At 35.3% G+C, this 26,047-nt stretch carries 21 protein-coding genes and 1 pseudogene; 14 read left to right on the forward strand and 8 right to left on the reverse strand.

Annotation, left to right across the window (positions count from 1 at the left end):
• The first annotated feature begins 9 nt into the window (after window positions 1-9).
• From ACXAGJ_RS00470 to ACXAGJ_RS00510, 9 genes and pseudogenes are all read left to right on the forward strand, one after another.
• A complete protein-coding gene (locus ACXAGJ_RS00470; protein WP_474836139.1) occupies window positions 10-1,107 on the forward strand; it encodes a hypothetical protein in 1,098 nt (365 codons plus the stop codon).
• Window positions 1,108-1,130: 23 nt separating this feature from the next.
• On the forward strand, window positions 1,131-2,627 hold the full coding sequence (locus tag ACXAGJ_RS00475; RefSeq protein ID WP_474836141.1) for an AMP-binding protein: 1,497 nt from the start codon (window positions 1,131-1,133) through the stop codon (window positions 2,625-2,627).
• 10 nt (window positions 2,628-2,637) lie between these two features.
• Window positions 2,638-2,883 (forward strand): acyl carrier protein, encoded by a 246-nt coding sequence (locus ACXAGJ_RS00480; RefSeq protein ID WP_474836143.1) that lies wholly within the window; start codon window positions 2,638-2,640, stop codon window positions 2,881-2,883.
• Window positions 2,884-2,967: 84 nt separating this feature from the next.
• Window positions 2,968-3,636, forward strand: coding sequence for an acetyltransferase (locus ACXAGJ_RS00485; protein ID WP_474836145.1), 669 nt, complete (start codon window positions 2,968-2,970; stop codon window positions 3,634-3,636).
• Between the two features lie 62 nt (window positions 3,637-3,698).
• Window positions 3,699-4,304, forward strand: coding sequence for a sugar transferase (locus ACXAGJ_RS00490; protein ID WP_474836147.1), 606 nt, complete (start codon window positions 3,699-3,701; stop codon window positions 4,302-4,304).
• A 29-nt stretch (window positions 4,305-4,333) separates the two neighbouring features.
• Window positions 4,334-4,984 (forward strand): annotated as a pseudogene (locus tag ACXAGJ_RS00495) (NeuD/PglB/VioB family sugar acetyltransferase); the annotation flags it as partial.
• A gap of 3 nt (window positions 4,985-4,987) precedes the next feature.
• Window positions 4,988-6,568 (forward strand): FAD/NAD(P)-binding protein, encoded by a 1,581-nt coding sequence (locus ACXAGJ_RS00500; protein WP_474836149.1) that lies wholly within the window; start codon window positions 4,988-4,990, stop codon window positions 6,566-6,568.
• A gap of 38 nt (window positions 6,569-6,606) precedes the next feature.
• Window positions 6,607-7,695, forward strand: coding sequence for a GNAT family N-acetyltransferase (locus ACXAGJ_RS00505; RefSeq protein WP_474836151.1), 1,089 nt, complete (start codon window positions 6,607-6,609; stop codon window positions 7,693-7,695).
• 28 nt (window positions 7,696-7,723) lie between these two features.
• Window positions 7,724-8,869, forward strand: a complete 1,146-nt coding sequence (locus tag ACXAGJ_RS00510; RefSeq protein WP_474836153.1) for a GNAT family N-acetyltransferase — start codon at window positions 7,724-7,726, stop codon at window positions 8,867-8,869.
• Between the two features lie 25 nt (window positions 8,870-8,894).
• Here the strand turns inward: ACXAGJ_RS00510 and ACXAGJ_RS00515 are convergent, their stop codons facing one another.
• Window positions 8,895-9,863 carry a hypothetical protein gene (locus tag ACXAGJ_RS00515; protein WP_474836155.1) on the reverse strand — a complete coding sequence of 323 codons (969 nt, stop codon included), beginning with the start codon at window positions 9,861-9,863 and terminating at the stop codon, window positions 8,895-8,897.
• A 6-nt stretch (window positions 9,864-9,869) separates the two neighbouring features.
• The gene (locus ACXAGJ_RS00520; RefSeq protein ID WP_474836157.1) at window positions 9,870-10,943 is read right to left on the reverse strand and encodes an MBOAT family O-acyltransferase; all 1,074 of its coding nucleotides are present in this window, start codon (window positions 10,941-10,943) and stop codon (window positions 9,870-9,872) included.
• Window positions 10,944-11,981: 1,038 nt separating this feature from the next.
• On the opposite strand from ACXAGJ_RS00520, the gene ACXAGJ_RS00525 reads away from it, so the two are divergent.
• The 4 genes from ACXAGJ_RS00525 (at window position 11,982) to ACXAGJ_RS00540 (ending at window position 18,355) form a co-directional block, all read left to right on the forward strand.
• Entirely contained in the window at window positions 11,982-13,115 is a 1,134-nt protein-coding gene (locus ACXAGJ_RS00525; protein WP_474836159.1) for a DegT/DnrJ/EryC1/StrS family aminotransferase, read from the forward strand.
• The gene (locus ACXAGJ_RS00530) at window positions 13,112-15,040 is read left to right on the forward strand and encodes an SDR family NAD(P)-dependent oxidoreductase (protein WP_473286665.1); all 1,929 of its coding nucleotides are present in this window, start codon (window positions 13,112-13,114) and stop codon (window positions 15,038-15,040) included. Before ACXAGJ_RS00525 ends, ACXAGJ_RS00530 begins: the two co-directional genes overlap by 4 nt.
• Before the next feature lie 160 nt (window positions 15,041-15,200).
• Window positions 15,201-15,992 (forward strand): polysaccharide biosynthesis/export family protein, encoded by a 792-nt coding sequence (locus tag ACXAGJ_RS00535; protein ID WP_473286666.1) that lies wholly within the window; start codon window positions 15,201-15,203, stop codon window positions 15,990-15,992.
• Between the two features lie 14 nt (window positions 15,993-16,006).
• On the forward strand, window positions 16,007-18,355 hold the full coding sequence (locus ACXAGJ_RS00540; RefSeq protein WP_473286667.1) for a polysaccharide biosynthesis tyrosine autokinase: 2,349 nt from the start codon (window positions 16,007-16,009) through the stop codon (window positions 18,353-18,355).
• Here the strand turns inward: ACXAGJ_RS00540 and ACXAGJ_RS00545 are convergent.
• From ACXAGJ_RS00545 to ACXAGJ_RS00565, 5 genes are all read right to left on the reverse strand, one after another.
• Window positions 18,352-19,089 carry a tyrosine-protein phosphatase gene (locus ACXAGJ_RS00545; protein WP_474836162.1) on the reverse strand — a complete coding sequence of 246 codons (738 nt, stop codon included), beginning with the start codon at window positions 19,087-19,089 and terminating at the stop codon, window positions 18,352-18,354. The two genes, ACXAGJ_RS00540 and ACXAGJ_RS00545, sit on opposite strands and share 4 nt — an antisense overlap.
• Window positions 19,090-19,248: 159 nt before the next feature.
• Window positions 19,249-19,983: a head GIN domain-containing protein gene (locus ACXAGJ_RS00550; RefSeq protein WP_474836163.1), complete on the reverse strand. Its 735-nt coding sequence runs from the start codon at window positions 19,981-19,983 to the stop codon at window positions 19,249-19,251.
• Window positions 19,984-20,008: 25 nt separating this feature from the next.
• Entirely contained in the window at window positions 20,009-21,100 is a 1,092-nt protein-coding gene (locus ACXAGJ_RS00555) for a DUF4097 family beta strand repeat-containing protein (protein ID WP_474836165.1), read from the reverse strand.
• A complete protein-coding gene (locus tag ACXAGJ_RS00560; protein ID WP_474836167.1) occupies window positions 21,081-21,641 on the reverse strand; it encodes a hypothetical protein in 561 nt (186 codons plus the stop codon). The genes ACXAGJ_RS00555 and ACXAGJ_RS00560 overlap by 20 nt, the downstream gene beginning before the upstream one ends.
• The gene (locus tag ACXAGJ_RS00565; RefSeq protein ID WP_073312920.1) at window positions 21,638-22,186 is read right to left on the reverse strand and encodes an RNA polymerase sigma factor; all 549 of its coding nucleotides are present in this window, start codon (window positions 22,184-22,186) and stop codon (window positions 21,638-21,640) included. Before ACXAGJ_RS00565 ends, ACXAGJ_RS00560 begins: the two co-directional genes overlap by 4 nt.
• Window positions 22,187-22,409: 223 nt before the next feature.
• Here ACXAGJ_RS00565 and lon point away from each other — a divergent pair, with 223 nt between their 5' ends.
• Window positions 22,410-24,860, forward strand: a complete 2,451-nt coding sequence (gene lon / locus ACXAGJ_RS00570) for an endopeptidase La (protein WP_474836169.1) — start codon at window positions 22,410-22,412, stop codon at window positions 24,858-24,860.
• A 32-nt stretch (window positions 24,861-24,892) separates the two neighbouring features.
• Here the strand turns inward: lon and mreB are convergent, their stop codons facing one another.
• Window positions 24,893-25,927 (reverse strand): rod shape-determining protein MreB, encoded by a 1,035-nt coding sequence (gene mreB, locus ACXAGJ_RS00575; protein WP_474836171.1) that lies wholly within the window; start codon window positions 25,925-25,927, stop codon window positions 24,893-24,895.
• Between the last annotated feature and the right edge of the window lie 120 nt (window positions 25,928-26,047).

The raw sequence follows: 26,047 nt of genomic DNA on the forward strand, positions 1-26,047 counted from the left end.
AACAGTACTATGAGCAAAAATCTTGAGGTAATTGGGATCACCAAAAAAATGCTTAGGGAAGCAATTGATCAAAATACATTTTGGCAGGATAAGCTAGCTCCAATGCCAAGAGCTAAGGCGATCTGGTTGGTGGCTAACTCTAGGATTGCTGAAGATGATTATTGCGGGGTGATCGGTTATGAAGACCAAAAAATGATCTCCTTTATTTTTATGTTTCCAGATCTTGCGAATTCTCATAACCAAGAACCGCAAAAGGTGTACTGGATGATTTCCTGGTGGGTACATCCTACCTACAAGGATACGGTTTTGGGGACCTATATCTATAACGAAGCAGTAAATCTAACCGGGAAACGAGTGTTGATTAAGTCCTATGCAGAAAATGTGAATACTTTCTACGAGAAGCAACCGTTTACGGTAATCGCTTCGAGGTTAAGGCATACGATATTCTTCAGTTTGGATCCCTCGATGTTGATCGGAAGGTTTAAATTTTTGAAACCAGTACAATTTCTTTTGGTAGCGGCGGATTCGGTGATATACAGTTTCTTCAAGTGGATCAATGGATTCAGGTTCAAGAAAAACACAAAATCGTTGCATTACGATTATATAAATCAGATAGACGAACCTACCTGGAAATTTATCGAACCACTTTGCCAGAATGATCTGATATACAAAGCCAAAGAATATATCAATTGGCAAATTGATCCCGGTCAGTACTTGCAAACCCCAATTTCCAAAAAGTTTCCGCGAAAGGCTTTACAAACGGGTATAAGCAATAATATTCATATTCATAATTTGAAAGTAATTAAGGATAAGGAGATGATTGGATTTATGTCTTATGTGATTAATTTTAACGAGCTGAATGTGAAATATTTCCTGGCAAAAGATGAAGCGCATTATGAACTGTGTGTAGATGCACTTATTGATAATTTTGCAAAATCAGGTAGAAGATTCATTTTTACAGATGACACCCGGCTTTCTGATACCATTACCAAAAGGTATAAGACCATATTTACCCATAAGGTGACCAAGAAAGGACTGGCACATAATGAGACCAACTTGAATCTTGAACATATAGAATTATTGAATAGAGACGGACATTTTTATTAGACCAAAAATACGATTAACCAACTATGAATTTTATACATCAACTTCAGGAATCGATACAAAGCCATGCACAACACAATGTGTTATGCGTCAAAGGAGTGTTTTATTCGTATCAGGATTTTGCTAACGAAATATCCAAAATAAGACAAGCAATTGCTTCTACGATTGAGGATTCTGAAAAGTTGATAGGGTTAGTGACCAATGATGATCTATACACTTATGCGAGTATCGTTGCGCTTTGGTTTGAAGGAAAAGCTTATGTGCCGGTTAATCCTTTATCTCCGATAGAACGAAACACACAGGTTTTTGAAATGACAAAGACCAAATATGTGCTGGATTCCTCAGAGGAATCGTTATATAATTCACTTTCAGTAATACAAACACATACATTAACAGATGCTGCACCTAATCTTGTTCCAAAAACAGGGCATGGAGAGGATCTGGCTTATATATTGTTTACATCAGGAACCACTGGCTTGCCTAAGGGTGTTCCTATTACATTCGATAATGTTCAAGGACTCGTAAATGCAATAGATGCGGAACCAGAATTCAATTTGGTGCCTTCAGATCGTTGTTTACAAATGTTTGAACTTACCTTCGATTTTTCAGTGGTAACCTATTTATTTCCATTACTTGCAGGATCTTGTATGTATACAATTCCTAAAGGGGCGATCAAATATTTTTATGTATTCAAGTTGATCAAAGAAGAAAAGCTAACCGTGCTGACTATGGTACCTTCTATTATTAACTACTTACGTCCGTATTTTTCAGAAATCAATGCTCCGGATGTTCGATACTGTAGTTTTGGAGGAGGAGCTTTACATTATGATATCGCCAAAGAGTGGAGCGACTGTTTACCGAATTGTAAGATATTCAACTATTATGGTCCAACAGAGTTTACAGTGTACAGTGGTTTTTACCCGTATCATAAAGAAACACATACCAAAAACCATAACGGGATTATTGCCATAGGAACTCCTCAAAAAGATACGCGATACCTGGTGGTAGATCAAGAGAACAAAGAAGTTCCTATCGGAGTTACCGGAGAGTTATGTTTAGCAGGACCGCAAATAACTCCGGGATACTGGAAGAATGAAGAGAAAAATGCAGTCAGTTTTTTTACAAGAGAAGAGGAAGGGGAATCGATACGCTATTATAAAACCGGAGATTTATGCTTTAAAGATGAAGAAGATGATTTTCTCTATGTAGGAAGAGCAGATTTTCAGGTAAAAATAAGAGGGTATAGGGTTGAGCTTGCTGAAATTGAGTTTCATGCTAAAGCCAAATCCGAGAAAAAAGTGAATATGGTCGCTCTGGATATTACCAATAGCCTTGGGAATGCAGAATTAGGTTTGGCGATAGAATCTGAAGAATTTGATACAGAGGCAATGTTTGATTATATGAAAACTCAAATGCCTGACTACATGATTCCTATGCATGTTATATTTGTAAAAGAGTTTCCGCATAGTATCAACGGAAAAATCAATAGAAAAGAACTTAGAACGTATTTTGATATCAAATAATTAATCAATAATGACTCAAGAAGAAATAGTATCCAAAGTTAAAGAAGCCTTTGTAGCGGTATTAGAACATGATAATTTTGAACTTACTGACGAAACCACTGCCAATGATGTAGACGGTTGGGAGTCGGTAACCCACATGATGATTATTACAGAGGTAGAAAAAGCTTTTGGGATCAAATTTAAACTCATGGATTTGATGAACATGAACAATGTAGGAGATTTGATGAAAACCATTAAATCAGAGCTAGGTATATAAATCATTACTCTCCTGATTTTTGTCATAGTATAATGAAAAAGGGATTCATTCCTTTATCAAATATCATTGTACAAATGCAAAATCATGGAAAGAATAGTAGTAATAGGAGCATCAGGACATGCCAAGGTGATTATAGAGGCTATTGAAAGTATTGGGAAGTATAAAGTTTACGGACTTATTGATTCTTTCAAGCCTATTGGACAAAAAGTATTAGGCTATGAAATTCTGGGAACAGAGGATATCATTCCTACCCTTGCGAAACAGGGAATCTGTAAAGGTATTGTAGCTATAGGAGATAATTGGACAAGGTATGTAATGCATACTAGAATTAAAGAGATTGAGCCCGGTTTTGAATTTATCACGGTAGTGCATCCCTCTGCTGTAATAAGTAAAAGCGTTAGGATAGGAAAAGGAACAGTAATAATGGCATCGGTTACAATCAACGCTCTAGCAGAGATAGGTGATGGATGCATTGTAAACACAAATGCAAGTTTTGGACATGATGGAGTGCTTAATGATTTTTCTAGTATTGCACCAGGAGTGACCGTTGGAGGTAATGTCAAGATCGATTTTTGCTCAGCAGTATCACTAGGAGCAAATGTAATACAAGGGGTCACTATAGGTAGACACAGTATTATTGGAGCAGGGGCTTTGGTGCTGAACGATGTAGATGATTATAAATTAGTTTATGGAGTTCCTGGAAAGGAAATTGAAACCATTAAAAAAGGAAAAAAATATATTTCTAAATCTTAGTTTAGTATTCTTTCTAAAGTAGAGGAGGTATTTGATAAGATTTAATTTTTTAAATAAAAAAGATGTATAAATCATTTTTGAAACGCTTGTTAGATTTTTTGGCTTCCTTTTTTGGGATAGTATTGTTATCGCCAATTATCCTTTTTCTGATTGTGTTTTTGGCCATAGCAAACAATGGAAAGCCTTTTTTCTTTCAAGCGCGTCCGGGTAGAAATGAAAGAATTTTCAAAATTGTGAAGTTCAAGAGTATGAACGACAAGAAGGATGAAAACGGAGAGCTTTTACCATTTGAGCAACGCATCACAAAAGTGGGTAAGTTTATCAGAAAATACTCTTTGGATGAAATTCCACAGTTGTTTAATGTGCTAAAAGGGGATATGAGTCTTATTGGACCAAGGCCTTTATTAGTAAAATATCTTCCGTTGTATAATGATTTTCAGAAAAGAAGACATGATGTACGACCAGGAATCACGGGTTGGGCACAGGTAAATGGTAGAAATACGATCTCTTGGGACGAAAAATTTAAATTGGATGTTTGGTATACCGAACATATTAGTTTTACAACGGATATAAAGATTTTGATACGAACGATTAAGAAAGTATTGTTCAAAGAAGATATCAATAGCGGACAAAATTTGAATATGCCTACTTTTACAGGTAATAATTAACCAAAAAAACAACCACTAAAAACTTTAGATACAAAGTGAAAAATGCAGTTATTATAGGAGCAGGGACCCAGGGGCAGGTATACGCTTCCTATTTGAAAGAAGCTGGAGTGCAGATTATCGGTTTTATCGATGATAACCCCGATCTCCAAGGCACAGATGTGATCGGTATTCCCGTCTTGGGAAAATACGAAGACCTTTTTGATAATACATTTAAGAGTAAAATACAGGATGTGTATTGCCCTATCGGGGTGAATAAAGTAAGAGCAGAGTATTTATCGACCTTAAAGAATGAAGGGTACGGTATTCCGGGGTTTTTACACCATACTGTTTCTATCGCACCAGATGTAACCATTGGAGAAGCAGTCTACATGTTGGCAGGAAATATCGTAATGCCGCATACAACGATAGGAAATTACATCATGATCAATATGGATAGTACTATTGCACATCATGTAACTCTGGAAGATGGTGTTTTTATGTCATCTGGAGTTAATATTGGAGCTTTGATCAATGTAAGAGAAAACGCCTATATTGGTATGGGAGTAACCGCGATGACCGGGGTAAAAGAAATAGGTAGAGATACGCTTATAGGAGCCGGTACCGTTATTATACGTGATGTTCCTGATTATACCACTGTTGTAGGTAACCCAGGGAGAGTTATTAAAACCAAACAACCTTAATTCATGCAGGCCGAAATTAAAACCAAAATATCAGATATAACATTTATCGGTTCAGGGATATCTTCTTCTTTTACCATCTTACATTTTCTAGATAAATTAGAAGCTAATCCAGATGCAACCGAAAAGATTCACATCACAATCATCGATAAGTATAGCGAGTTTCACACGGGAATTCCATATGGTTCCAGATCAGGATATTCTGTGCACCTTATTACTTCTTTGAAAAACTTTTTACCAGAACCAGAGTTGAGCAAGTTTATCAAATGGCTTAACGAGAACAAAGGCTGGTTATTGGATAATTTGCAAAGAGAAGGAGGCGATTTGTCCGTTGAATGGATGCAAACTCATGCTCAAAAAATAGAAAACAATGATTGGAAAGATTTGTTTATTCCCAGAAGGTTTTTTGGATGCTATATCGAAGAAAAAGTGAACAGCCGTTTAGATAAATTCAGACAAGAGGGAAGACTGGAAATAAGCTGTGTTACCGGTGAAGTTATCGATATCGAAAAAGAAGCAGAACGATACCACCTATCATTAAAAAATGAACAAGTTATTGTTTCCAATAAAGTAGTACTGTCTGTAGGGTCATTGCCGGTCAACCATCTTTGGAAAGATGAGGACCTTATTGAAGAAGACAATCTTTTGTTTGCTAATGACCCTTACAAACCAGAGTTAGCACAAACTTTGCAAAAGATTGATGCTTTTTCTGAAAGATTGGGTAACAATACTCCGATTAATGTACTAATTGTAGGAGCCAATGCCAGTGGATTGGAGATGTTGTATAAGCTTAATGATATAGCTCATATAAAATCAAGGATAAATAAGTTCTCTTTTCTTTCTACTCAGGGATTGTTGCCGGATTCTGTTATTGATACTGAAAAGAGAAAAGAATATGTCCCTGAGCATTTAAAGGCTTTGGCAGATAAAGAAAGTCTAACTGCTCAAGAAATAGCGAATGCTACCTATAAAGATCTGGATCATGCCGATGAGATCAATTTGGGAGCTGCATCTACTGTTGAGATTGTTTCCAAAGCATTTGGAGCGTTGCTTGGTAAGTTAGATACAGATGAACTTAGAAAGTTTGCTTGTTTTCATGGTAATGAGATCGGGAGAAGACAGCGTTGTGCGGGATTTCATTATTCCAAAACCGTTGATGCATTAAAAGCCGAAGGAAGATTCAATCATATTGCGGGGCGATTTAGGGATCTAAAGAAGAATGATAATGGAGATTATGTTTTGGAATACTTGGATACACAAACCAAGACCAATTTGATAGATCAGGATCCAGTACATATCATTATCAATTGTGTAGGAAGTACAAATCTGTCAAAAGAGAACATACCCGTATTACTTCAGAATATGATAAAGAAAGGATATGCCAAGGCAAATGATTCTAATATCGGTTTTGAGGTGAATGAAAATTTGGAAGCCTTACCGAATTTACACATCATGGGCCCTTTGTTGGCTGGAAATATTTTTGATGGAAAGGCAGTTTGGCATTTAGAACATTGCGGTCGAATCATATGGTTGTCAAAAGTGCTGTCTGAAAAATTCAGTAGTTATTTTCTGAATACGGTAGAATAAAGAAACTAAATAATAAACCTAAATTAATAGTTGTACAATTGAAGCAAAACTACAGATTACTTGTCGACCATCTCGATGATCAAGCAAATGTATCTCAATACAGAACGCTTCTTCAGGAGAAATGGGATAATAACGTGTATTATGCAATCGAGCATTTGCGTTATTTTGCTAATGATTCTGACAAGCTGAATTACTTTTTGTTAGAAAAAGACGGTACCCCATGTGTATTAATGCCTTTTGTGTCAAGAGAAATTGAAGTAAATGGTGTTAAAAGTAAATATCGAGATGTAATAAGTCCTTATGGATATAATGGTCCTCTTTTTAATCCTGATGTTTCTGAAGAAGACCTATCTGAGTTTTGGAGACAAGTAGATGCCTGGTATCTGGAGAACAATATTGTCTCAGAGTTTATTCGGTTTAGTTTAACAGCTAATCATATGGCTTATTCTGGTAATTTGATACAAACCCTTTCGAATGTAAGAGGAAATCTTTTGGGAGATTTTGAAGCGCAATGGACGGCTTTTCTGCCCAAGGTGAGAAATAATTACAGAAAAGCAGTCAATTATGATTTGAGCTTTAAAATATTCGACAAGCAGGAGATTACTAAAGATGTCATCAAAATTTTTAATGATATTTATGTAGAAACGATGAGTAGAAATAATGCAGCTAGTATCTATTTCTTTTCTAGTTCGTATTTTGATGATCTTGTCCTTTCGAACATTAATAACTTTTCAATAGCAGTCGCTTATTTCGAAGATGTCCCAATTTCTGTAGAGTTGATCATTAATTACAAGGATACCGTTTTTGCCTTTTTGGGAGGGACCAATGCAGAATACTTCAGTTATCGACCTAATGATTTTCTACGGGTAAAAGTTATCGATTGGGCTATTGCCAATGATAAGAAACACTATGTTTTGGGTGGAGGAATGAAAGATAGAGATGGGTTGTACAAAAATAAAAAGTCATTGTTTCCAAAAGACGAAGATGTGATTTTTTATACCGGAAGGAAGGTGATCAATCAAGAAGTTTATGATGATTTGAGTACCTCTGTAAATCAAGAGTATACTACATTTTCTGAAGAAGAGTTGAACAATTGTTTTTTTCCGTTTTACCGATGGAAATCCTAAATAGAGGTATAAACCAAAATTTAAACAGGTGAAAAAAGAGATTGTAGATTATTTTTTCGAAATTTTTGAAAAGGGAAATATACCTCAAATATTTTCAGAGATTACTACCCATGGAGAGCATCAATCTATCCGAAATCCAGAGTATGAGGATCGATCAGATACGGTGTATTCATTTTTCTTTATTCCAGATTACCTAAAGCCGGTCTACAATACTGCAAAACTGAATACAAAGACGATTAATCAGTTTTTCAAGGGGTATGCGATTTTGTTAGACGGTTTTGCCAGTGCAGATGCATATGTAAAAGCTCGTTTCCGTAGTAATGCCAAAGGGATAAGACGAAGAGTAAAAAGACTAGAAACTTGCTTTGATGTCTCTTACAAAACCTTTTATGGAGAGATCCAGCGAGAAGAGTATGACACGTTGCTAAATGCTCTAGAAAAAATGTTGGTTAGAAGATTCGAACAACGCAATGATGTTAGCCAAAGTTTAAAACAATGGGATCGTTATAAAAAGATGTACTTTTCTTTAATCAATGAAAAGAAAGCTTCTCTTTTTGTAGTTTATGAAAAAAACACGCCTATAGTAGTTTCCTTAAATCATCATTTTCACGGGAGATTGTTTAGTGCGATATCTTCTTATGATATCGACTTTGGGAAATTTAGCTTGGGTAGTGTAGAGATTTTTAAGAAATTGGATTGGTGCATAGCAAATGATCACTTGTCTTATGAAATGGGAATGGGAGATTTGAGCTACAAAAGAGAATGGTGTAATCATATCTATCAATTCGAACAACAAATATTATATCCCAAAAAATCCCTCTCGGGATGGTTAACAGCTACTACAGAATACTTGAAAGCAAGTGCAAAAGAGTTTGTTTTTAAAATAGCTTACGTCCGCTACAAAAACTTTAAAGCAAAACGTAAAAAAGAACATCCTATTCAGGAAAGGTCTTTTGAGACCAACTCAATAGAAGAGCTAAAAACATTCGAAACCTACCAGGAAATCGATTACAATCAGGATGAACATCTGTACCTACGAAGAAACGTATTTGATTTTCTATACACTAGTATCGAACATGTAGATCAGGTAAAAGTGATTCAGATACCCGAAGAAAGGGATAGTTTTTATATTTGTGGAGTTTCCAAAATGCAAAAAATCATTTTTGCAGATTAAAGATTTCAGTAATTTCTTGTAGACTTTATTTCCAGCCTTTGTTTTGCTGCAAATGATCTGTGATCACTTTAGCAATCAAACTTCTACCATGGTTGTTCCAATGGCGATCATAAATCAACGTTGTGGGTTTTTTTGACGCTTCAAATAAAGAGGCAAAATCCAGATAATCAAAGTTATTCGTTTCCAGGTATTCTAGAAATAGAGGAGGGGTGATTCTGGAATCTAGTAGGAGTGTAAACCGTTCTTTGTCAAAGCCATAAAGATTAACCAGGCTTTCAAAATTGGCTAAATATTGTTGTTCTTTCTCTTTTTGGATTCGTAAAGTTTCTTCTTCGCTAACAGCATCGGGTTCCTGCTTTGATTTTAGAAAACTTCTCATCCTGTAGATCAGTTTTTGCGGAGGGTCAAGAAGCCCAATACTCTTGGTATAGACCAATAATTTACTCTTTTTGAGTAATTTGTTTAAAGGAGATTCTAGAGCCAGTCTTCCTGTCATTACCTGATATTTGGAGCGTGTTAAATCATTAGAAAACTTGATTCCCAATATCACTTGATCAATATGATCAAACTGTTCTTTGTAGGAGTGTACAAGATGCAATTGATCTGCAAAATCATACCCCGCATACCCATATTCATATACTTCGATATCTGTGAATTGTTGCTCTATTTTTTTACCAATGGAATTGTAGTAGTTTTGATGAAATCCCTCTATAAAAGAGTCTCCTACTAATGCCAGTTCTGTCTTATTCGCTGTAGGGTTAAATTCTCGATAAGAATTATATCCCGAGTTATTAATTTTGTATTCAGAAAAGTTTTGCCTTCGATTTCCGGTTACTGAAAAACCGTTTTGATTCGGTACCCATTTTTCAACTTCGTATTCATCAAGAAATCGAGTAGGAGTGTCCTTTCCTAAATGAAAAACACGCACCAAACCTTCCAGAAAAATTAGGATCAGAAAAAAGTATAAACCGCTTTTTAGAATAAGTTTTTTCATCGTGTTTTAGAATTGAAAGTAAATAAAAGATCGATCTACATTATCGTCGTAGAATAATAACATAGCCAGTATTACGAGCGCATATACCAAAAATCGAACGTACTTGGATTTAAATTTAAACGGAGCTCTTTCATCTCTACGTATCCTAAATTCATACCATACAAAAATACCAAGTAAAATATAATAATCGATCATTCTATATCCCAATGGATGATGATAGTTTTCGTAAGAAAAATTAGTATAACACTGTTTTATAAAACCAAAGGCGTCAGAAATGGATTCTGATCTAAAAAATACTCTAGAAAAAGTAACCAGAGAGAATGTGATCACGATCTGTATGATTTCTTTTACAGAAGGAAACCAGCTGTTTTCTGCTACTACATTGTTCATATAGATTCGGTTTCTTCCCATCAAAAATACAGGGATATACAATACCGCATGTAATGCTCCCCAGGCAATGAATGTCCAATTAGCACCATGCCAAAAGCCACTGACCAAAAATATGATGATGATATTTCTAACCGATTTAAGTTTGCTTACTCTGCTTCCTCCAAGTGGGATGTATACATAATGCCTAAACCATGTAGAGAGTGATACATGCCATCGTTGCCAGTATTCTGCTACATTTCTGGAAAAAACAGGGAATTTAAAATTAGACATCAACTCTATACCAAATAGTTTTGCGGTACCAATGGCGATATCAGAGTATCCGCTAAAATCCCCATACACCTGAAAACTAAAAAGAGAAACTCCCAGGATCAAGGTTGAAGCGGGATACGAATGGTAATTGGCAAAGATATCATCTACAATCGGTGCTATCGAATCTGCAATAACCACTTTTTTAAACAGTCCCCAAAGAATCAATTTTAACCCTTCCGTACATTGTACGTAGTTAAACACCCTTTTGGTAGTGATTTGTGATAGTAGGTTTGATGCTCTTTCAATAGGTCCGGCAACTAGTTGCGGAAAGAAACTTACAAAAGTGGCAAAAGCAATAAAGTTTTTGGTAGGAGATAGTCTTTTATAATAGATGTCTAACGAATACGACATGGTCTGGAAAGTATAAAAGGAAATTCCCACTGGTAATATGATTTGTAAAGTCCAGGTGCTTTTTAAATCATAACCTAAGATGGATATAAAATCAACCCAGGAATTTACAAAGAAATTATAGTATTTAAAAAAACCTAAAAGGCTGATATTGAAGATTACACTAATCCATAGCCAGGTTTTTCTTTTTGATTGATTATCAGAGTTGTGTATAGCTTGTCCTACAAAAAAATCTACTAAAGTGCTTGCTAGAATGAGGAATAAAAATCGCCAATCCCAAAGCCCATAAAAAATGTAACTAGCAACTAGAAGAAAGGTGTTTTGAATCTTGTTCTTTTTGTAAAAAAGAAACCAATAGGAAACAAAAACTATCGGTAGAAAAATGAAAAAATCTATAGAATTAAATAACATCTAGATGGTTTATAATTATAAAATTCTTGGGGAGGATAATAGTTACATTTATAACAATAGATAACTACTTTGAAGGAGTAAATTTTATATAATTAATTAAATAAATCAAAATTTATCTATGTTTTTTTTGAATTACACCCGTAAACCTGAGTGTTAGGTTCTAAACAGCCTGTGGTAAGGGGAAAATACCCCGTCTATATTTAGGTATTGCACTGTAATATTTAAAAAAAGTATGCCTATTATTGCAGTGTTTATTGGTGGTTAGCTAATAATGTCATCTCCTGATTATTTTTTTGTTTATCCTTGATCAAAATGACATTAGCGTAATTGCAACATAAGTTCTTTGAACAGTATTACTTGTAAAAGCTTGGTTTTCATCATACTTTTCTTACGGGAAACACGTATTTAGTGTAAGTAAGTAAGGGAATTTTAACCGTTAAACGTTTTTTTTAAGTATTCTGTCTAAAAAATAGATTTTTGAATTGATAATTGATCTATCTGAACTATTTTAGCTATCGGAAAATAAAATTATAAGGAAGTTCTACCCCCCTCTTCCAGCGTTTTTTTAGATTGTCATGAAAAAGAGGTGAATAGATGGTACAATTTAGTCGGTATCGTTTAATCACTTAGAGATTATTTGTTCATTATTAATGGGAAAATATGAATATAATTGACTCAAAAAGAATATGGCTTTCATCGCCGCATATGGGTGGAACGGAACAAGATTTCGTCAATGAAGCTTTTCGTACAAACTGGGTTGCTCCACTGGGGCCGAATGTTGATGGGTTTGAAAAAGACCTTGAAACTTACCTAGAAAATGATGCAAATGTAGCAGCACTAAGTTCTGGTACAGGAGCACTGCATCTTGGTTTGATCATGCTTGGGGTATCTCATGGAGATGAGGTATTATGTCAGAGTATGACCTTTGCAGCTTCAGCGAATCCAATTGTATACCTAGGGGCAAAGCCAATATTTGTTGATAGCGAAAGAGATACCTGGAACATCTGTCCAGAGCAATTAGAAATTGCGATTAAGGACAGAATAGCTAAGGGAAAAAAACCAAAAGCAATTGTGGCGGTTCATTTATATGGAATGCCTTACAATGTAGAAGCGGTTCATCAAGTAGCAAAAGAATACAAGATACCTGTTCTTGAGGATAGTGCAGAAGCTCTGGGAAGTACTTATCATGGGATTAAGTGTGGTACTTTTGGGGATTTAGCCATCTTATCTTTTAATGGAAACAAAATTATCACTACATCAGGAGGTGGTGCTTTGGTTACCAAGAATGAAGAACAAAAGAAGAGAGCTATCTTTTTATCGACGCAAGCAAGGGATAATGCTCCACATTATGAGCATTCAGAGATAGGGTATAACTATCGTATGAGCAACATTACAGCGGGAATCGGTCGAGGACAGATGCAAGTATTGGATAAGCATGTGTCTTATAGAAGAAGAAATTTTGAATTTTATAAAGAACATTTATCAGATTCTTCAGAAATAAAGTTTTTGGAGGAGCCTAACGGAATGTTTTCAAATAGATGGCTTAGTTGTATCGAAACCACTTCGTACGAACTAAGAGAAGCAATTAGAGGAGCCCTGGCCAAAGAGAATATTGAGTCCAGACCATTATGGAAACCGATGCATCTCCAATCTGTGTTTACAGAATGCGATGCGTATTTAAATGGAGTTTCAGAAGATCTGTTTGAACGTGGACTATGTCTGCCAAGCGGATCAAATCTTGAAGAAGACGATTTACAAAGAGTAGTTTCAGTAATTAAAAATGTATTACGATGATTAAAAATTACCTAATAAATAATTCACATAAACATGCTTCCAAGTGGTTAGTATTGTCTATAGATGTATCTATTACGATTTTTAATTTCTTTTTAGCTTATGTAATACGTTTTGGTATTACGCTAAATTTTGATACATCAAGTTTGTTATACCAAATCCCTGTGGTTGCGGTATTGGCAACGCTAAGCTTTTTGACCATCGGATCTTACAAAGGTGTAGTAAGACACACTGGGATGAGAGATGCGTACAATTTATTCCTGTCGGTTACCGTATTAATCGCTTTAACTGGCTTTTTGATGGTGTCTAGTAGAATGTCATTGATCCCTGAGTTATTGAATATTCCGGTATCGATTATTTGTATTCACTATCTTTTGAATATCATTACGCTTACTACTAGTCGTTTGATATTTAAATATTGTTTCTACTACATAAAATCAAAATTAGGAGAGACTTCTAGAATTTTAATCTACGGAGCAGGAGATTCTGGTTTGATCACTTTGGCAGCAATTACGAATGATTCTAGCCGTTCTCTTTCGGTGGTTGGTTTTGTAGATGATAATGCACAAAAAATAGGAAAGACCATCAATGGTATCAAGGTGTTCTCTTCAAAGTGCTTAACACAGAGTTTTATCAACAAGAATAACATCCAGGAAATCGTTGTGTCAATACCTCATATCAGCAAGAAAAGGCTTTCTGAAATTTCTGATGAGTTATTGAAACTATCGGTTAAAGTAAAAATTATTCCTGCGGTTAATGACTGGATCGATGGTAAGTTGAATGTTTCACAAATCAAAGAAATCCAGATTGAAGACTTGTTGGATAGAGCACCTATCAATATGGATAACCAAAATATTAAAGCAGAGCTTGAAGGTAAGGTAATTATGATTACAGGTGCTGCAGGTTCTATTGGTAGTGAGATTGTAAGACAAGCTTCTTATTATAACTACAAAAACTTGATTTTGGTAGATCAGGCAGAATCTGCTCTGTATGATTTACAACAAGAATTGTTAAGTAAAGGGGTTACTAAATTTACTCCTATCATAGCTGATATTAGAGATCACCAAAGAATAGAAACTATATTCGAAAAGTATAGACCTAATATGGTATTTCATGCGGCAGCGTATAAGCACGTACCGCTTATGGAATCTAATCCTTGCGAAGCAATTAAGATTAATGTTTTAGGAACTAGAAAATTAGCGGATCTCTCTTCAGAATTTGGTGTAGATAAATTCGTATTTGTTTCTACCGATAAAGCGGTGAACCCAACAAATGTTATGGGTGCAACCAAGAGAGTTGCAGAAATGTATATCAAGTGTCTTCATAGAACTAGTAAAACTAAGTTTATCACAACGAGATTTGGTAATGTACTTGGTTCTAATGGTTCTGTGATTCCTTTATTCAAAAAGCAAATCCAAAAAGGAGGTCCATTAACAGTTACTCACAAAGATGTAACACGTTTCTTTATGACTATTCCTGAAGCGTCACAATTAGTGATTGAGGCAGGTACTATGGGTAATGGAGGAGAGATCTTCATATTTGATATGGGGGAATCAGTAAAGATATTTGATCTTGCCAAAAAGATGATTCGACTTTCAGGATTACAATATCCAAACGATATTGACATCCAGATTACTGGACTAAGACCAGGGGAGAAGTTGTACGAAGAATTATTGGCGGATACCGAAAATACATTACCTACTTATCACAAGAAAATTATGATCAGCAAACATGATGATAATGATTGTGCATTGGTGAAAGATAAAATCGATGATTTGTGTATCATGAATTTATTAAATCAGGATCATCAAATTGTTGGAAAATTAAAAGAAATTGTGCCCGAATATATTTCTAATAACTCTACCTTCGAAAGTATTGATAAAATCAATAAAGAATCTAATAGAGCAAAAGAAGAGATTTTGGCATAGGGATTTAGGGAAAACAAGGTTTGCCATAGGACAATAATTGAGTTTGTGTCATTAAAAGGAATTTTAAGGGAAACAGATGATACAAAATTCTATTGTCGAATTAAATAAAGTTATATTTTTGTGACTTATACGATAGGCTTGCCTTAAAAGTGTTGTAAATATGCGATATAGATTTTTGTTATTACTTCTATTATTATTGATTTCAATTGTTTCATGTAAAGCTCCAAAAGACGTAGTATATTTTCAGGATTCTGCTAATTTGGAAAAAATAAGCTCTCCAAATTCATTTACACCTGTATTTAAAGTAGATGACATTGTTAGCATATTTATTTCTGCGGCGGATATGGATGCGGCAAGACCATTTAATTTGGGTCAGGGATCAAACATTAGTGCGGCAGGAGATGCTGGAGCAGCTGCAGCTGGTGGAGGAAGCGGAGTAGAGCCTAATTACTTAATCGACGAAAATGGAAATATCGATTTCCCAGTTCTTGGAAAGCTAAAAATAGCTGGGCTTACCAGAGTTCAGGTAAAAGATATGATCAAGGAGAAGTTGAAAATTTATATCAACGATCCAATAGTAAGTGTACGACTTATGAATTTCAAAATCACCGTTTTGGGTGAGGTTGCCAGGCCAGGTTCTTATACCATACCGAATGAAAGGGTAACTATAATTGAAGCACTAGGTCTAGCTGGTGATATGACCATTAAAGGAAAGAGAGAAAATGTGATGGTGATTAGAGAAAACGAAGGTGAAAATACCTATCATCGTGTGGATCTTACATCAAAATCAATTTTTGAATCTCCAGTATACTATTTAGCACAAAATGATGTGTTGTATATTGAGCCTAATGATTCTAGAGTAAGAACTTCTAAAACTAATAATAATGCCTTAGGAATTATTATCAGTGTGGTTGGTCTAGTCTTGTCTGCAGTAACATTAATCATAAGATAATATTAGGTAATTCTATGATTACTAATAATGCCCCCGTCGAAAATAATACTTTTGATGCCAATAATGGTTTTGGTTTCAATCTACGTGATCAAATAATTAAGTACCTCAAAAAATGGTATTGGTTCGCTTTGAGTGTAGCCATTTTTGTAACAGGAGCTTTTTTAAAGGTCAGATATACGATTCCGCAGTATAATGTGTCTTCATCTATCATGATTTCTCAGGATGAAAGTATAAGCGAATCAGAGCTTGCTGCTTTCAAGGATTTAGGGCTGATAGAGTCTTCTCAAAATAGTATACAAAACGAGATTCAGATTATTAGATCAAGAACTTTGATTACCAACGTGGTTAATAATTTGAAACTTAACGTTAGATATTTTTCTGAAGGTCGCATCTTAGAAGTAGAGAACTACCCTAAATCTTTGATAGAAATCAATTTTTTGGCAGATGATTCTATTGTACACACAAAGTCTAAAGTTTTTCATGTAAAAATAAACTCGTCTACTGCCTTTTCATTTTTAGATGAGAAAGGGAATAAGATCAGTGACCATTCTTTTGGAAATACCGTAAGCAGCACTGTTGGTGATATTGTGATCACTCCAAGTGTAGATAACCTCGACGCAAATATTGGTAAGATCATAAAAATCCAAATTGCTCCGGTAAAAATAGTGGCAGAGTCGTATAGAAACCGAATCGCCATATCGCCAATGAAAAACTCTACCATAGTTCGTTTGGCACTTAACGACCCTGTTAAGGAAAAAGCAAAGGATATCCTCAATAATCTGGTAGAAGAGTACAATAAGGCAACCATCGAGAATAAAAAACAAATCTCTGCCAGAACAGCAGATTTTATTAATGAACGTCTGGATTTGATATCTGGAGACTTATCTCAGGTGGATGATGAAGCAGCAGGTTATAAATCTAAGTTTGGTTTGACCAATGATGTAGAGGCACAAACACAACGCGTTGCAGATATTGATTCTAGAAACGTACAAGAAATAGCGCAGCTGAATACACAACTGAACCTAATCGAATCGATGAGAAGGTTTGTATTGAGCCAGGAGGGGCGATATGATCTCATTCCTGCCAATCTTGGATTTAGTGACGGTACGATTACAACAACCGTTACCAGGTACAACGGTTTGATTTTACAGCGAAAGCGATTATTAAAAACGTCTAGTGCACAAAACCCTGTGGTTGTCAATATTGATCAGCAAATCGATGGGTTACGACAAGTTTTGATCGGTAGTTTAAATAGTTTACGAAGTAATATCAATATTCGTTTACAAAGTTTAAGAACTCAGGATCAGTATTTCAGTGGTAAGCTATATAGCGCACCTTTGCGTCAAAAAGACCTGAGAGTTATTGAGCGTGAGCAAACCATTAAAGAACAACTTTACCTTTATTTATTACAAAAAAGGGAAGAAGCAGAGATCACAAGTCATATTACCTTGTCTAATGCACGTGTAATTGATAAAGCAACAACCTTAAGTTCATTCCCGGTATCTCCTAATAAAAAAATGATCTATGCAGGAGCGTTGTTCCTGGGATTAGTGATTCCGTTTATGATCATTTATTTATCAGATTTGCTGAATGTAAGAATCAACTCTAGAGAGGACCTTGAAAAAGTGCTTTCTATGCCTATTATAGGTTCTATTCCAAAGGTAAAAGGAAAGAGCAAGATTTTGATCTCTCAAAATGACAGATCAGGAATTGCAGAAGCGTTTAGGATACTACGTACCAATTTGGATTTCTTACTCGCAGGAATCAAAAAGGATAAAGGAAAAGTTATTTTTATTACCTCTACAATTTCGGGAGAAGGTAAGACCATGATATCTTCTAATTTGGCTAAAGCACTGTCTATTTCTGGTAAGAAAGTGGTGTATTTGGGTACTGACCTTAGAGATCCTAAATTTCATAAAATATTAGAGTTGCCTCAAGGGAAAGATACCAAAGGACTTACTAATTTCATCATGGATTCCGAATTGAAGACCACAGATGTGATATATAGTCAAAAAGATGAAGATTCTTTCGATTATATCCCTTCTGGAGCGATTCCTCCTAATCCTGCTGAGTTACTGATGCAGGATAGGGTAAAAACGATGTTCGATTATCTGGAAGAGAATTATGATTACGTAATTGTGGATACTGCACCTGTGAGCTTGGTTGCAGATACCTTATTGATAGGTAAGTTTTCTGATCTTAGTATTTATATCGTAAGAGAGAACTACTCAGATAAGAGAATTCTGCAGGTACCTGAAAATTTCTACAGAGAAAAACGTTTACCGAATATTGCCGTACTTCTTAATGCGGCGGGTAGTCAGGCAGGGTATAACTACGGTTATGGATACGGAAAAAAGAACTAAGAGAATATAAAGTTCTTTTTCATTAGGTTTTTGATTTGCTCTGCTATTTTTGGTTGGAAGCCTTTTTCCAGTACCATAAATTGTTGGTAGTTGTGAACGTCGGATCCGGTGAAGTCTATATAACCTCTTTCGATCATTTTCTTTGCAAATTCTTTAACCTGATCCCCATAAAAACCGGACAAAGACAATAGATTAAGTTGAAACAGAACACCAGCTTCTTTAAGCTCATCAAACTTCTTTATATCTTTTTGGTAAAATGTATAACGCTCGGGGTGTGCAAGTATCGGAATATATCCAGCCAATTTGGTTTCAAACAGCATTTCATTCAAATTCATTGGTGGACTAAAGGTGGACATCTCTACCAATACATATTTGTCGTGTAAAGGAAGAATGTCTTTTTCCTTTATTCTTTGAAAAAACAAATCATCCAACATGTATTCTGCACTTACCTTCAATTGAATATCTTCAATCCCCAGAGTGGGCAGTATAGCATTTACTTCCTCATATTTTTGAAGAATGGTTTCCGTAGAATTTGGCCAAATTTGTTGTAGCACGTGTGGCGTGGTGATTACTTTTTTTACTCCAAGCTTTTGAAATTGTTCTAATATATAGGCAGATTGATACATGGTTTTTACACCATCATCAATTCCTGGAATTAAATGCGAATGGATATCCACATAGCCATCAGGAACAATGTCCTTAAAAGGAATCTCTTTTTTAGATAAAAACAGCAATGCGGCAGGTATTTGGGGGTGAACAATATTTCCTTTATGCTTATCTTTTAATAAATTAAGATAATCATGATGTAAAAATAAAGATTATTATACATAAAAAAAACTGCTTATGATTTCCTTATGATCATAAGCAGTCTGATGTTGTTAAAAAACTGTCTATTAATATCTTGTAATGTCTCCTGATCCAGAAACCTTTTTGTCTTCTATTTTTGGATCTCCTTTATACATAATATCACCAGATCCTGTAACTCTTGCTTTTAATGAAGCAGTAGCAGTTACTTGTACATCTCCAGATCCAGTTACAGAAGCACTAACTTCTTTGGCATCCAAACTATATGCTTTTAGATCACCAGAACCTGTTACACTGCAGTCAAAGTTGCTTGAAGAACCGCTTAGCACCAAATCTCCACTACCAGTTACATAACCTTCTGTGGTTTCTGCATCCAACATCAATTTTACATCACCAGATCCTGAAACGCCGGTTTTAAAATTTGTTGCTTTGATTGGGTCTTTACTATAGACATCTCCAGATCCGGATAAGGTAACTTTACTAATATCTTCAAAAGGAACAGTGATTATTAATTTTTTACCTCTTGATACTTTTAGATAATATCCTTTTTCTACATAAATTTTTAATGCATCTCCATCTACTTCGGTATTTACGTACTCGATTAGGTTACTTTCACCTTCGATGGTTAATTTACCTTCAGAACCTGCTACCAAAGATACATCCAAAGATCCTTTTACCTTGATTATATCGTAGTCTGATACAGTTCTGTTTTTGGAAACCATATTACCGTTTCCGGCGATTTTCTTTCCATTTCCCCACCACTGTGCATTTACAGAAGTGATACTGCATAAAGCTAAACTTAAAATGATTGTTACTGTTCTCATTTGATTGAAATATTAGATTAGTGTTTTAATTTTTTCTGATTCTGATTCCTCCATAGCTAGAATAGATGTTCATCGTGTTTCCGGTATTGGGTTCACCCACATATCCCTGATACTCTTTTTTGGAGTCTTTACTGTATTTTTTCTGAACGTTGATACTGTCATCCAATTTAATGCCCCCGTAAGAAGTTTTGATGTAAAAATTAAAGCTACCCCCAGCTTCGTATCCAATATCGACTCCAGTATAATCAGTATCAATACTCACAGTTTTTATAGACGATTTTAGAGATTCTACATCTATCGAACCGTAATCTGATTCTATATTAAGGGTGTTTGATACACTCCCTATCTTGGTGTCTACATAGTCAGAATTTCCAATAATCTTATCGGCATTCTGGATTCTTATTCCCCCATAATCACAGTTATAGTTAATGGCTTTTACGGATTTAAATTTCGATTGAGTATAATCTGCATTCAAGTTTATTTTTTCACTGCTTCCCACCTCAAAGTTTGAGTAATCTGCATTGATCTTACCAGTCTTCATATACTTTATCGTGCTATTATTGGTATAATCAATGTTAATATCATTGTTCTTTCCCAGTAATTCACCCAAAATAATTTGTCCGTAGTCACAGTTAATGTTAGCATCTCCCTCGATCTTATCTAAGGTAATACTTCCGTAGTCATTGTTAAGATCAACACTGTTGGTTACTGGGACTTTTACGGTATAGTTTATTTTTAAACTTAAGTTGTTCCCCCAATTGTTGGTCCATTTATCCCACCAGGAACGATCTCCCTTGTTGAATGTAGTTTTTGCACTAACCATTTGAGAAGAAGATTCAAAATCTACATCTATGGATTCTAGCTTTTTAATTACCTTTTCTTCATTATTACCACTTACTTTTATGCTGATTTGCATTACGATGCGATTTTCATCCCAAGAGGTGATATCAAGATTTCCATAATCATTACTGATTTTTAACAAGGCATTTGGGCTCACAGAGAATTCTTTATTCAGTGTTTTCTCTTTGGTGTATTTTCCTTTTAGCTCTCCATTGTTTGCAATTACGGCCACAGGAAACAAGAGTAATAGTATTATCTTATAGAATAGCGTTTTCATTTTCGGATATTTTTAATTCGTTTATTTCGTTGATTTTTTGAAGTACATCTTCAAGCAAACTTGCCCTTTTCTGAAAGTTTCTAATCATTGCACTGATTACACGTTTATCATTTCCACTGTGTACCAGGTCTTTCTTTAGATCCTCATAGTCAGACTCAAGTTTTTCTAACAAATTCATGGCATCTTTTACTAATGCGTTGGTTTCTGGCGAAGAAATTTGATCAATTTCTTCTAGTTGTTGCTGAATGGCAGAGGTGAAAAACGTTTGGGTTTCTTCCATTTGCGGCGAAACACTAGCTAGATCTGCTTTCTCTTTGGGTTCATAAGATGTAAACATCGTAGCTACACCCATAAGGATTGCAATAGAAGCAGCAATGGCCAAAGGTTTGTACCAACTTTTCTTTTTGGCTGATAGTTGAACAACTTCACTTTGTTGTTGTAGTTTATCCAAAAATCTTGTTTTATGGCCATCAGCAGGTTCAAATATGTCTAGCTGATCTTTCATTCGTTCAAACAGTTTTTCAATATTGTCCTCTTTCATACCGGCTGTAATTTTTTGCGTAGGCTTTCTTTTGCGCGCGAAACAAGCGTACGACAATTAGAATATGATATATTCATGATCTCACAGATTTCTTCATAATCATACCCTTCAATGAGGTGTAATGATAATGCAGTGCTGTAACTTTCTTTTAGTTGTTTTAGTGTACTTAGAACTGTATTCGCCTTTATTTGTGTTAAATCTTCTTCTGCGATTCCGTCGGTATCACTCAAGCCATATTCAACGGTTTCCAAAGCTACCTCTTTATAGGTGTCCTTTTTGCGTAAAGCAGTGATACTAGAATTCACAACAATTTTCTTTAACCAGGCGCCAAACATTTTATTGTCTTCTAACATGGGCAGCTTTGTAAAGGCAGTTAAAAAAGCCTCTTGCATAACATCTTCTGCCTCTGCAGAATCTTTTATGATTCGTAAAGCTGCATTAAACATAGCTTTGTAATAGCGGTTGTAAACCTCAAGTTGCGCACCTTGATGTTGTTTACGACATTTCGCAATTAATTGCTCTGTATTTAGTTGGGTTAGTGACAAAAAAAATAGTTTACTTTAACCTAAAGATATAGAATGATACAGTTTGTTACAGTTTTTTAATTTTTTTTTTAAAGTTTGTGGCATAACAATTGAAATATAGAAGTATCATTACACGCTAAGAATCTGATTTTATTGGGTTTTTATTGATTTTTTTAATCTGATTATAGTAACTTTAAAAGATATGTCAATTGTCTTAATGACAAAATGACTTTTATATATACTTATGGCGAAAACCAAATTTACAACACTTGACAGTTTGTCATTTCAAGGGATAGATGAGGAAGCAGAGTTAATACCATTATTAACTCCAGAGGATGAAGAGGAAATTAATAAGGAATCGTTACCTGAGGTTTTACCAATTTTACCGCTTAGAAATACCGTATTGTTTCCAGGAGTGGTAATTCCTATCACCGCTGGAAGAGACAAATCCATAAAATTGCTTAACGAAGCAAACAGTGGAAATAAAACTATAGGCGTGGTTTCTCAAAAAGAAGAAGGAGTAGAAAATCCTTCTTTACAAGATATCAACAAAATTGGAGTGGTAGCTCGTATTCTTAGAGTCTTGAAAATGCCTGATGGCAATACTACGGTGATTCTGCAAGGGAAAAAAAGATTTGAAATAGAGGATGTAGTTGCAGAAAACCCTTACATCAAAGCTAAGGTAAAAGAAGTACCAGAAACAAGACCCACAAAGGAAAATAAAGAGTTTAGTGCAATTATTGAATCTATTAAAGACCTTGCACTAGAAATTATTAAGGAAAGTCCTAATATTCCTTCTGAGGCTTCTTTTGCTATCAAGAATATAGAGAGTAATTCTTTTTTGATCAATTTCGTTTCTTCTAATCTGAATCTTCCTGTAGAAGAAAAACAGAAACTTTTAGAGATCAACGATCTGCAAGAGAGAGCATTGGCAACACTGAAGTTCATGAACGTAGAGTTCCAAAAACTGGAGCTTAAAAATGTGATTCAAAGTAAAGTGCAGCATGATATGAGCCAGCAACAACGGGAATATTTTCTGCATCAACAAATGAAAACGATTCAAGAAGAACTTGGAGGAGTTTCGCATGAAGATGAGCTGGAGGATATGCGCATGCGAAGCAAAGAAAAGAAATGGGATGAAAAGATAGCCAAGCATTTTGAAAAAGAACTTTCAAAAATGCAACGTATGAACCCTCAAGTTGCAGAGTATTCGATACAGCGTAACTATTTGGATCTGTTTCTTGATTTACCTTGGAATGAATACAGTACAGATAAGTTTGACCTAAAACGAGCAAAGAAAATATTGGATAAAGACCATTATGGTCTAGACGAAGTAAAACGCAGAATCATAGAATACCTGGCGGTATTAAAACTGCGTAATGATATGAAATCTCCTATTCTTTGTCTTTATGGACCTCCGGGTGTGGGTAAAACCTCATTAGGGAAGTCTGTAGCCGAAGCTTTGGGAAGAGAGTATGTAAGAATATCCTTGGGTGGTTTGAGAGATGAAGCCGAAATACGAGGACATAGAAAGACCTATATCGGTGCAATGCCAGGTAGGATCGTTCAAAGTCTTAAGAAAGCAGGAACAAGCAATCCTGTCTTTGTACTAGACGAGATCGATAAACTATCTGTAGGGAATCAGGGAGATCCGTCTTCTGCCTTATTAGAAGTATTGGATCCAGAGCAAAATTCGGAGTTTCATGATAACTTCCTAGAGATGGGATTCGATTTGTCTAAGGTAATGTTTATCGCAACCTCAAATAGCCTGGCAACAATTCAGCCAGCGCTAAGAGATCGAATGGAAATCATTAACGTTACTGGATATACTATCGAGGAAAAAGTTGAGATTGCTAAGCAACATTTACTTCCAAAACAATTGGAAGAGCATGGGTTAACTAACACCCATCTTAAAATAGGGAAAGTACAATTAGAAAAAATCATAGAAGGGTATACTCGCGAGTCCGGTGTTAGAGGGCTGGAAAAACAAATCGCAAAAATGGTTCGCTATGCGGCAAAAAATATTGCGATGGAGGAGGAGTATAATATAAAAGTAACCAACGAGGATGTTATTGAGGTGTTGGGAGCTCCCAGATTAGAGAGAGATAAATACGAAAGTAATGAAGTAGCAGGAGTGGTTACCGGTTTGGCATGGACCAGCGTTGGAGGAGATATTTTATTCATAGAGTCTATTTTATCAAAAGGGAAAGGAAATCTTACGATTACTGGAAACTTAGGTAAAGTGATGAAAGAATCTGCTACTATAGCCATGGAGTATATCAAGGCTAATGCAGATATACTTGGGATTAATCCTGAGATTTTTGATAAGTACAATGTGCACATCCATGTGCCAGAAGGAGCGACTCCCAAAGATGGACCTAGCGCTGGTGTTACTATGCTAACCTCTTTGGTTTCATTATTTACACAACGTAAAGTAAAGAAAAGCCTTGCTATGACAGGTGAAATAACGTTGCGAGGTAAAGTATTACCAGTAGGAGGTATTAAAGAGAAAATCCTTGCGGCAAAAAGAGCTCATATCAAAGAGATCCTGCTTTGTGAAGACAATAGAAGAGATATCGAAGAGATAAAGGCAGAATACCTAAAAGGACTGACTTTTCACTATGTTAAGGATATGGGTGATGTTCTTAAAATAGCAATAACAAATACCAAGGTGAAAAAACCGAAAAAACTATAAACAAAAAAGCAGAACATTACGTTCTGCTTTTTTTATTTTTTTCTCACCAATACTCCGGTATAGCGATCTAAATTTTTGAGTACAATTTCACTTCCTTTTACAACGGTTTTCAAAGGTTGATCTCCAAGATGCACGGGTAGTTCTGTTGACCAAGATAAACGTTGGTCTAATCCCCTGAGCATGGATCCACCTCCAGTTAAATAAATACCGGAATTATAGATATCGGCAGAGATTTCTGGTGGGATTTCAGACAATGTTTCCATGATAGCATTTTCTATTTGTGAAATAGATTTATCCAGACTTCTTTCAATTTCTTTATAAGATAAAGAAATTTGTTTTGGCTTTCCGGTAAGTAAATCTCTTCCTTCAATTTTCATATCAGGTGGTGGTTTTTTTAAATCAGGTACTGCAGAACCAATTTGTAGTTTTACTTTTTCTGCCATAGATTCTCCAATATGAAGATTACGATGTTCTCTTACGTACTGCATAATGTCTTCGTTAAAAACATTACCTGCTATTTTTACAGATTGCCCACTAATAATACTTCCTATGGAGATTACTGCAATTTCTGTAGTTCCTCCACCAATATCAACAACCATGTTTCCTTTGGGTTCTAAAACATTGATCCCACCACCAATTGCAGCAGCTATAGGCTCGTGTATGAGGAAAACATTTTTTGCATTCAATCTTTTTGCCGATTCCTTTACTGCCCTCATTTCTACTTCTGTGCTTCCGCAGGGTATGGATATAATCATATTGTAAGAGGAAGTAAATAAAGAAGATTTAAGTGTGGATAGTTGCTTGATAAATGCTTTCAGCATTTTTTCTCCGGCATCAAAATTAGAAATAACTCCATTTTTAAAAGGGTGCAACGTCTGTATATTTTTGTTGATCTTTCCCTTCATCATACCAGCTTCCTTACCAACGCCGATAATTTTACCAGTTAATCTGTTGATGGCAACTATAGAAGGGTGGTTGATTACTATTTTTCCTTTGTAGGTGATTAAAGTATTTGAAGTGCCAAGATCTATGGCGATCTTTTCATTAAGAAAATCAAAGAAGCCCATATTTGCGTGTTTAGGTTAATAGATGTCGATTTAAGATCTTAAAAGTAACTTCTTGTCATGCAAAAGGGCGTTTCATGTAATAACTTTACAATTACTTAAATATTGTATACGAAGCCTCAA

Source organism: Aquimarina sp. AWH4_224 (assembly GCF_056160245.1).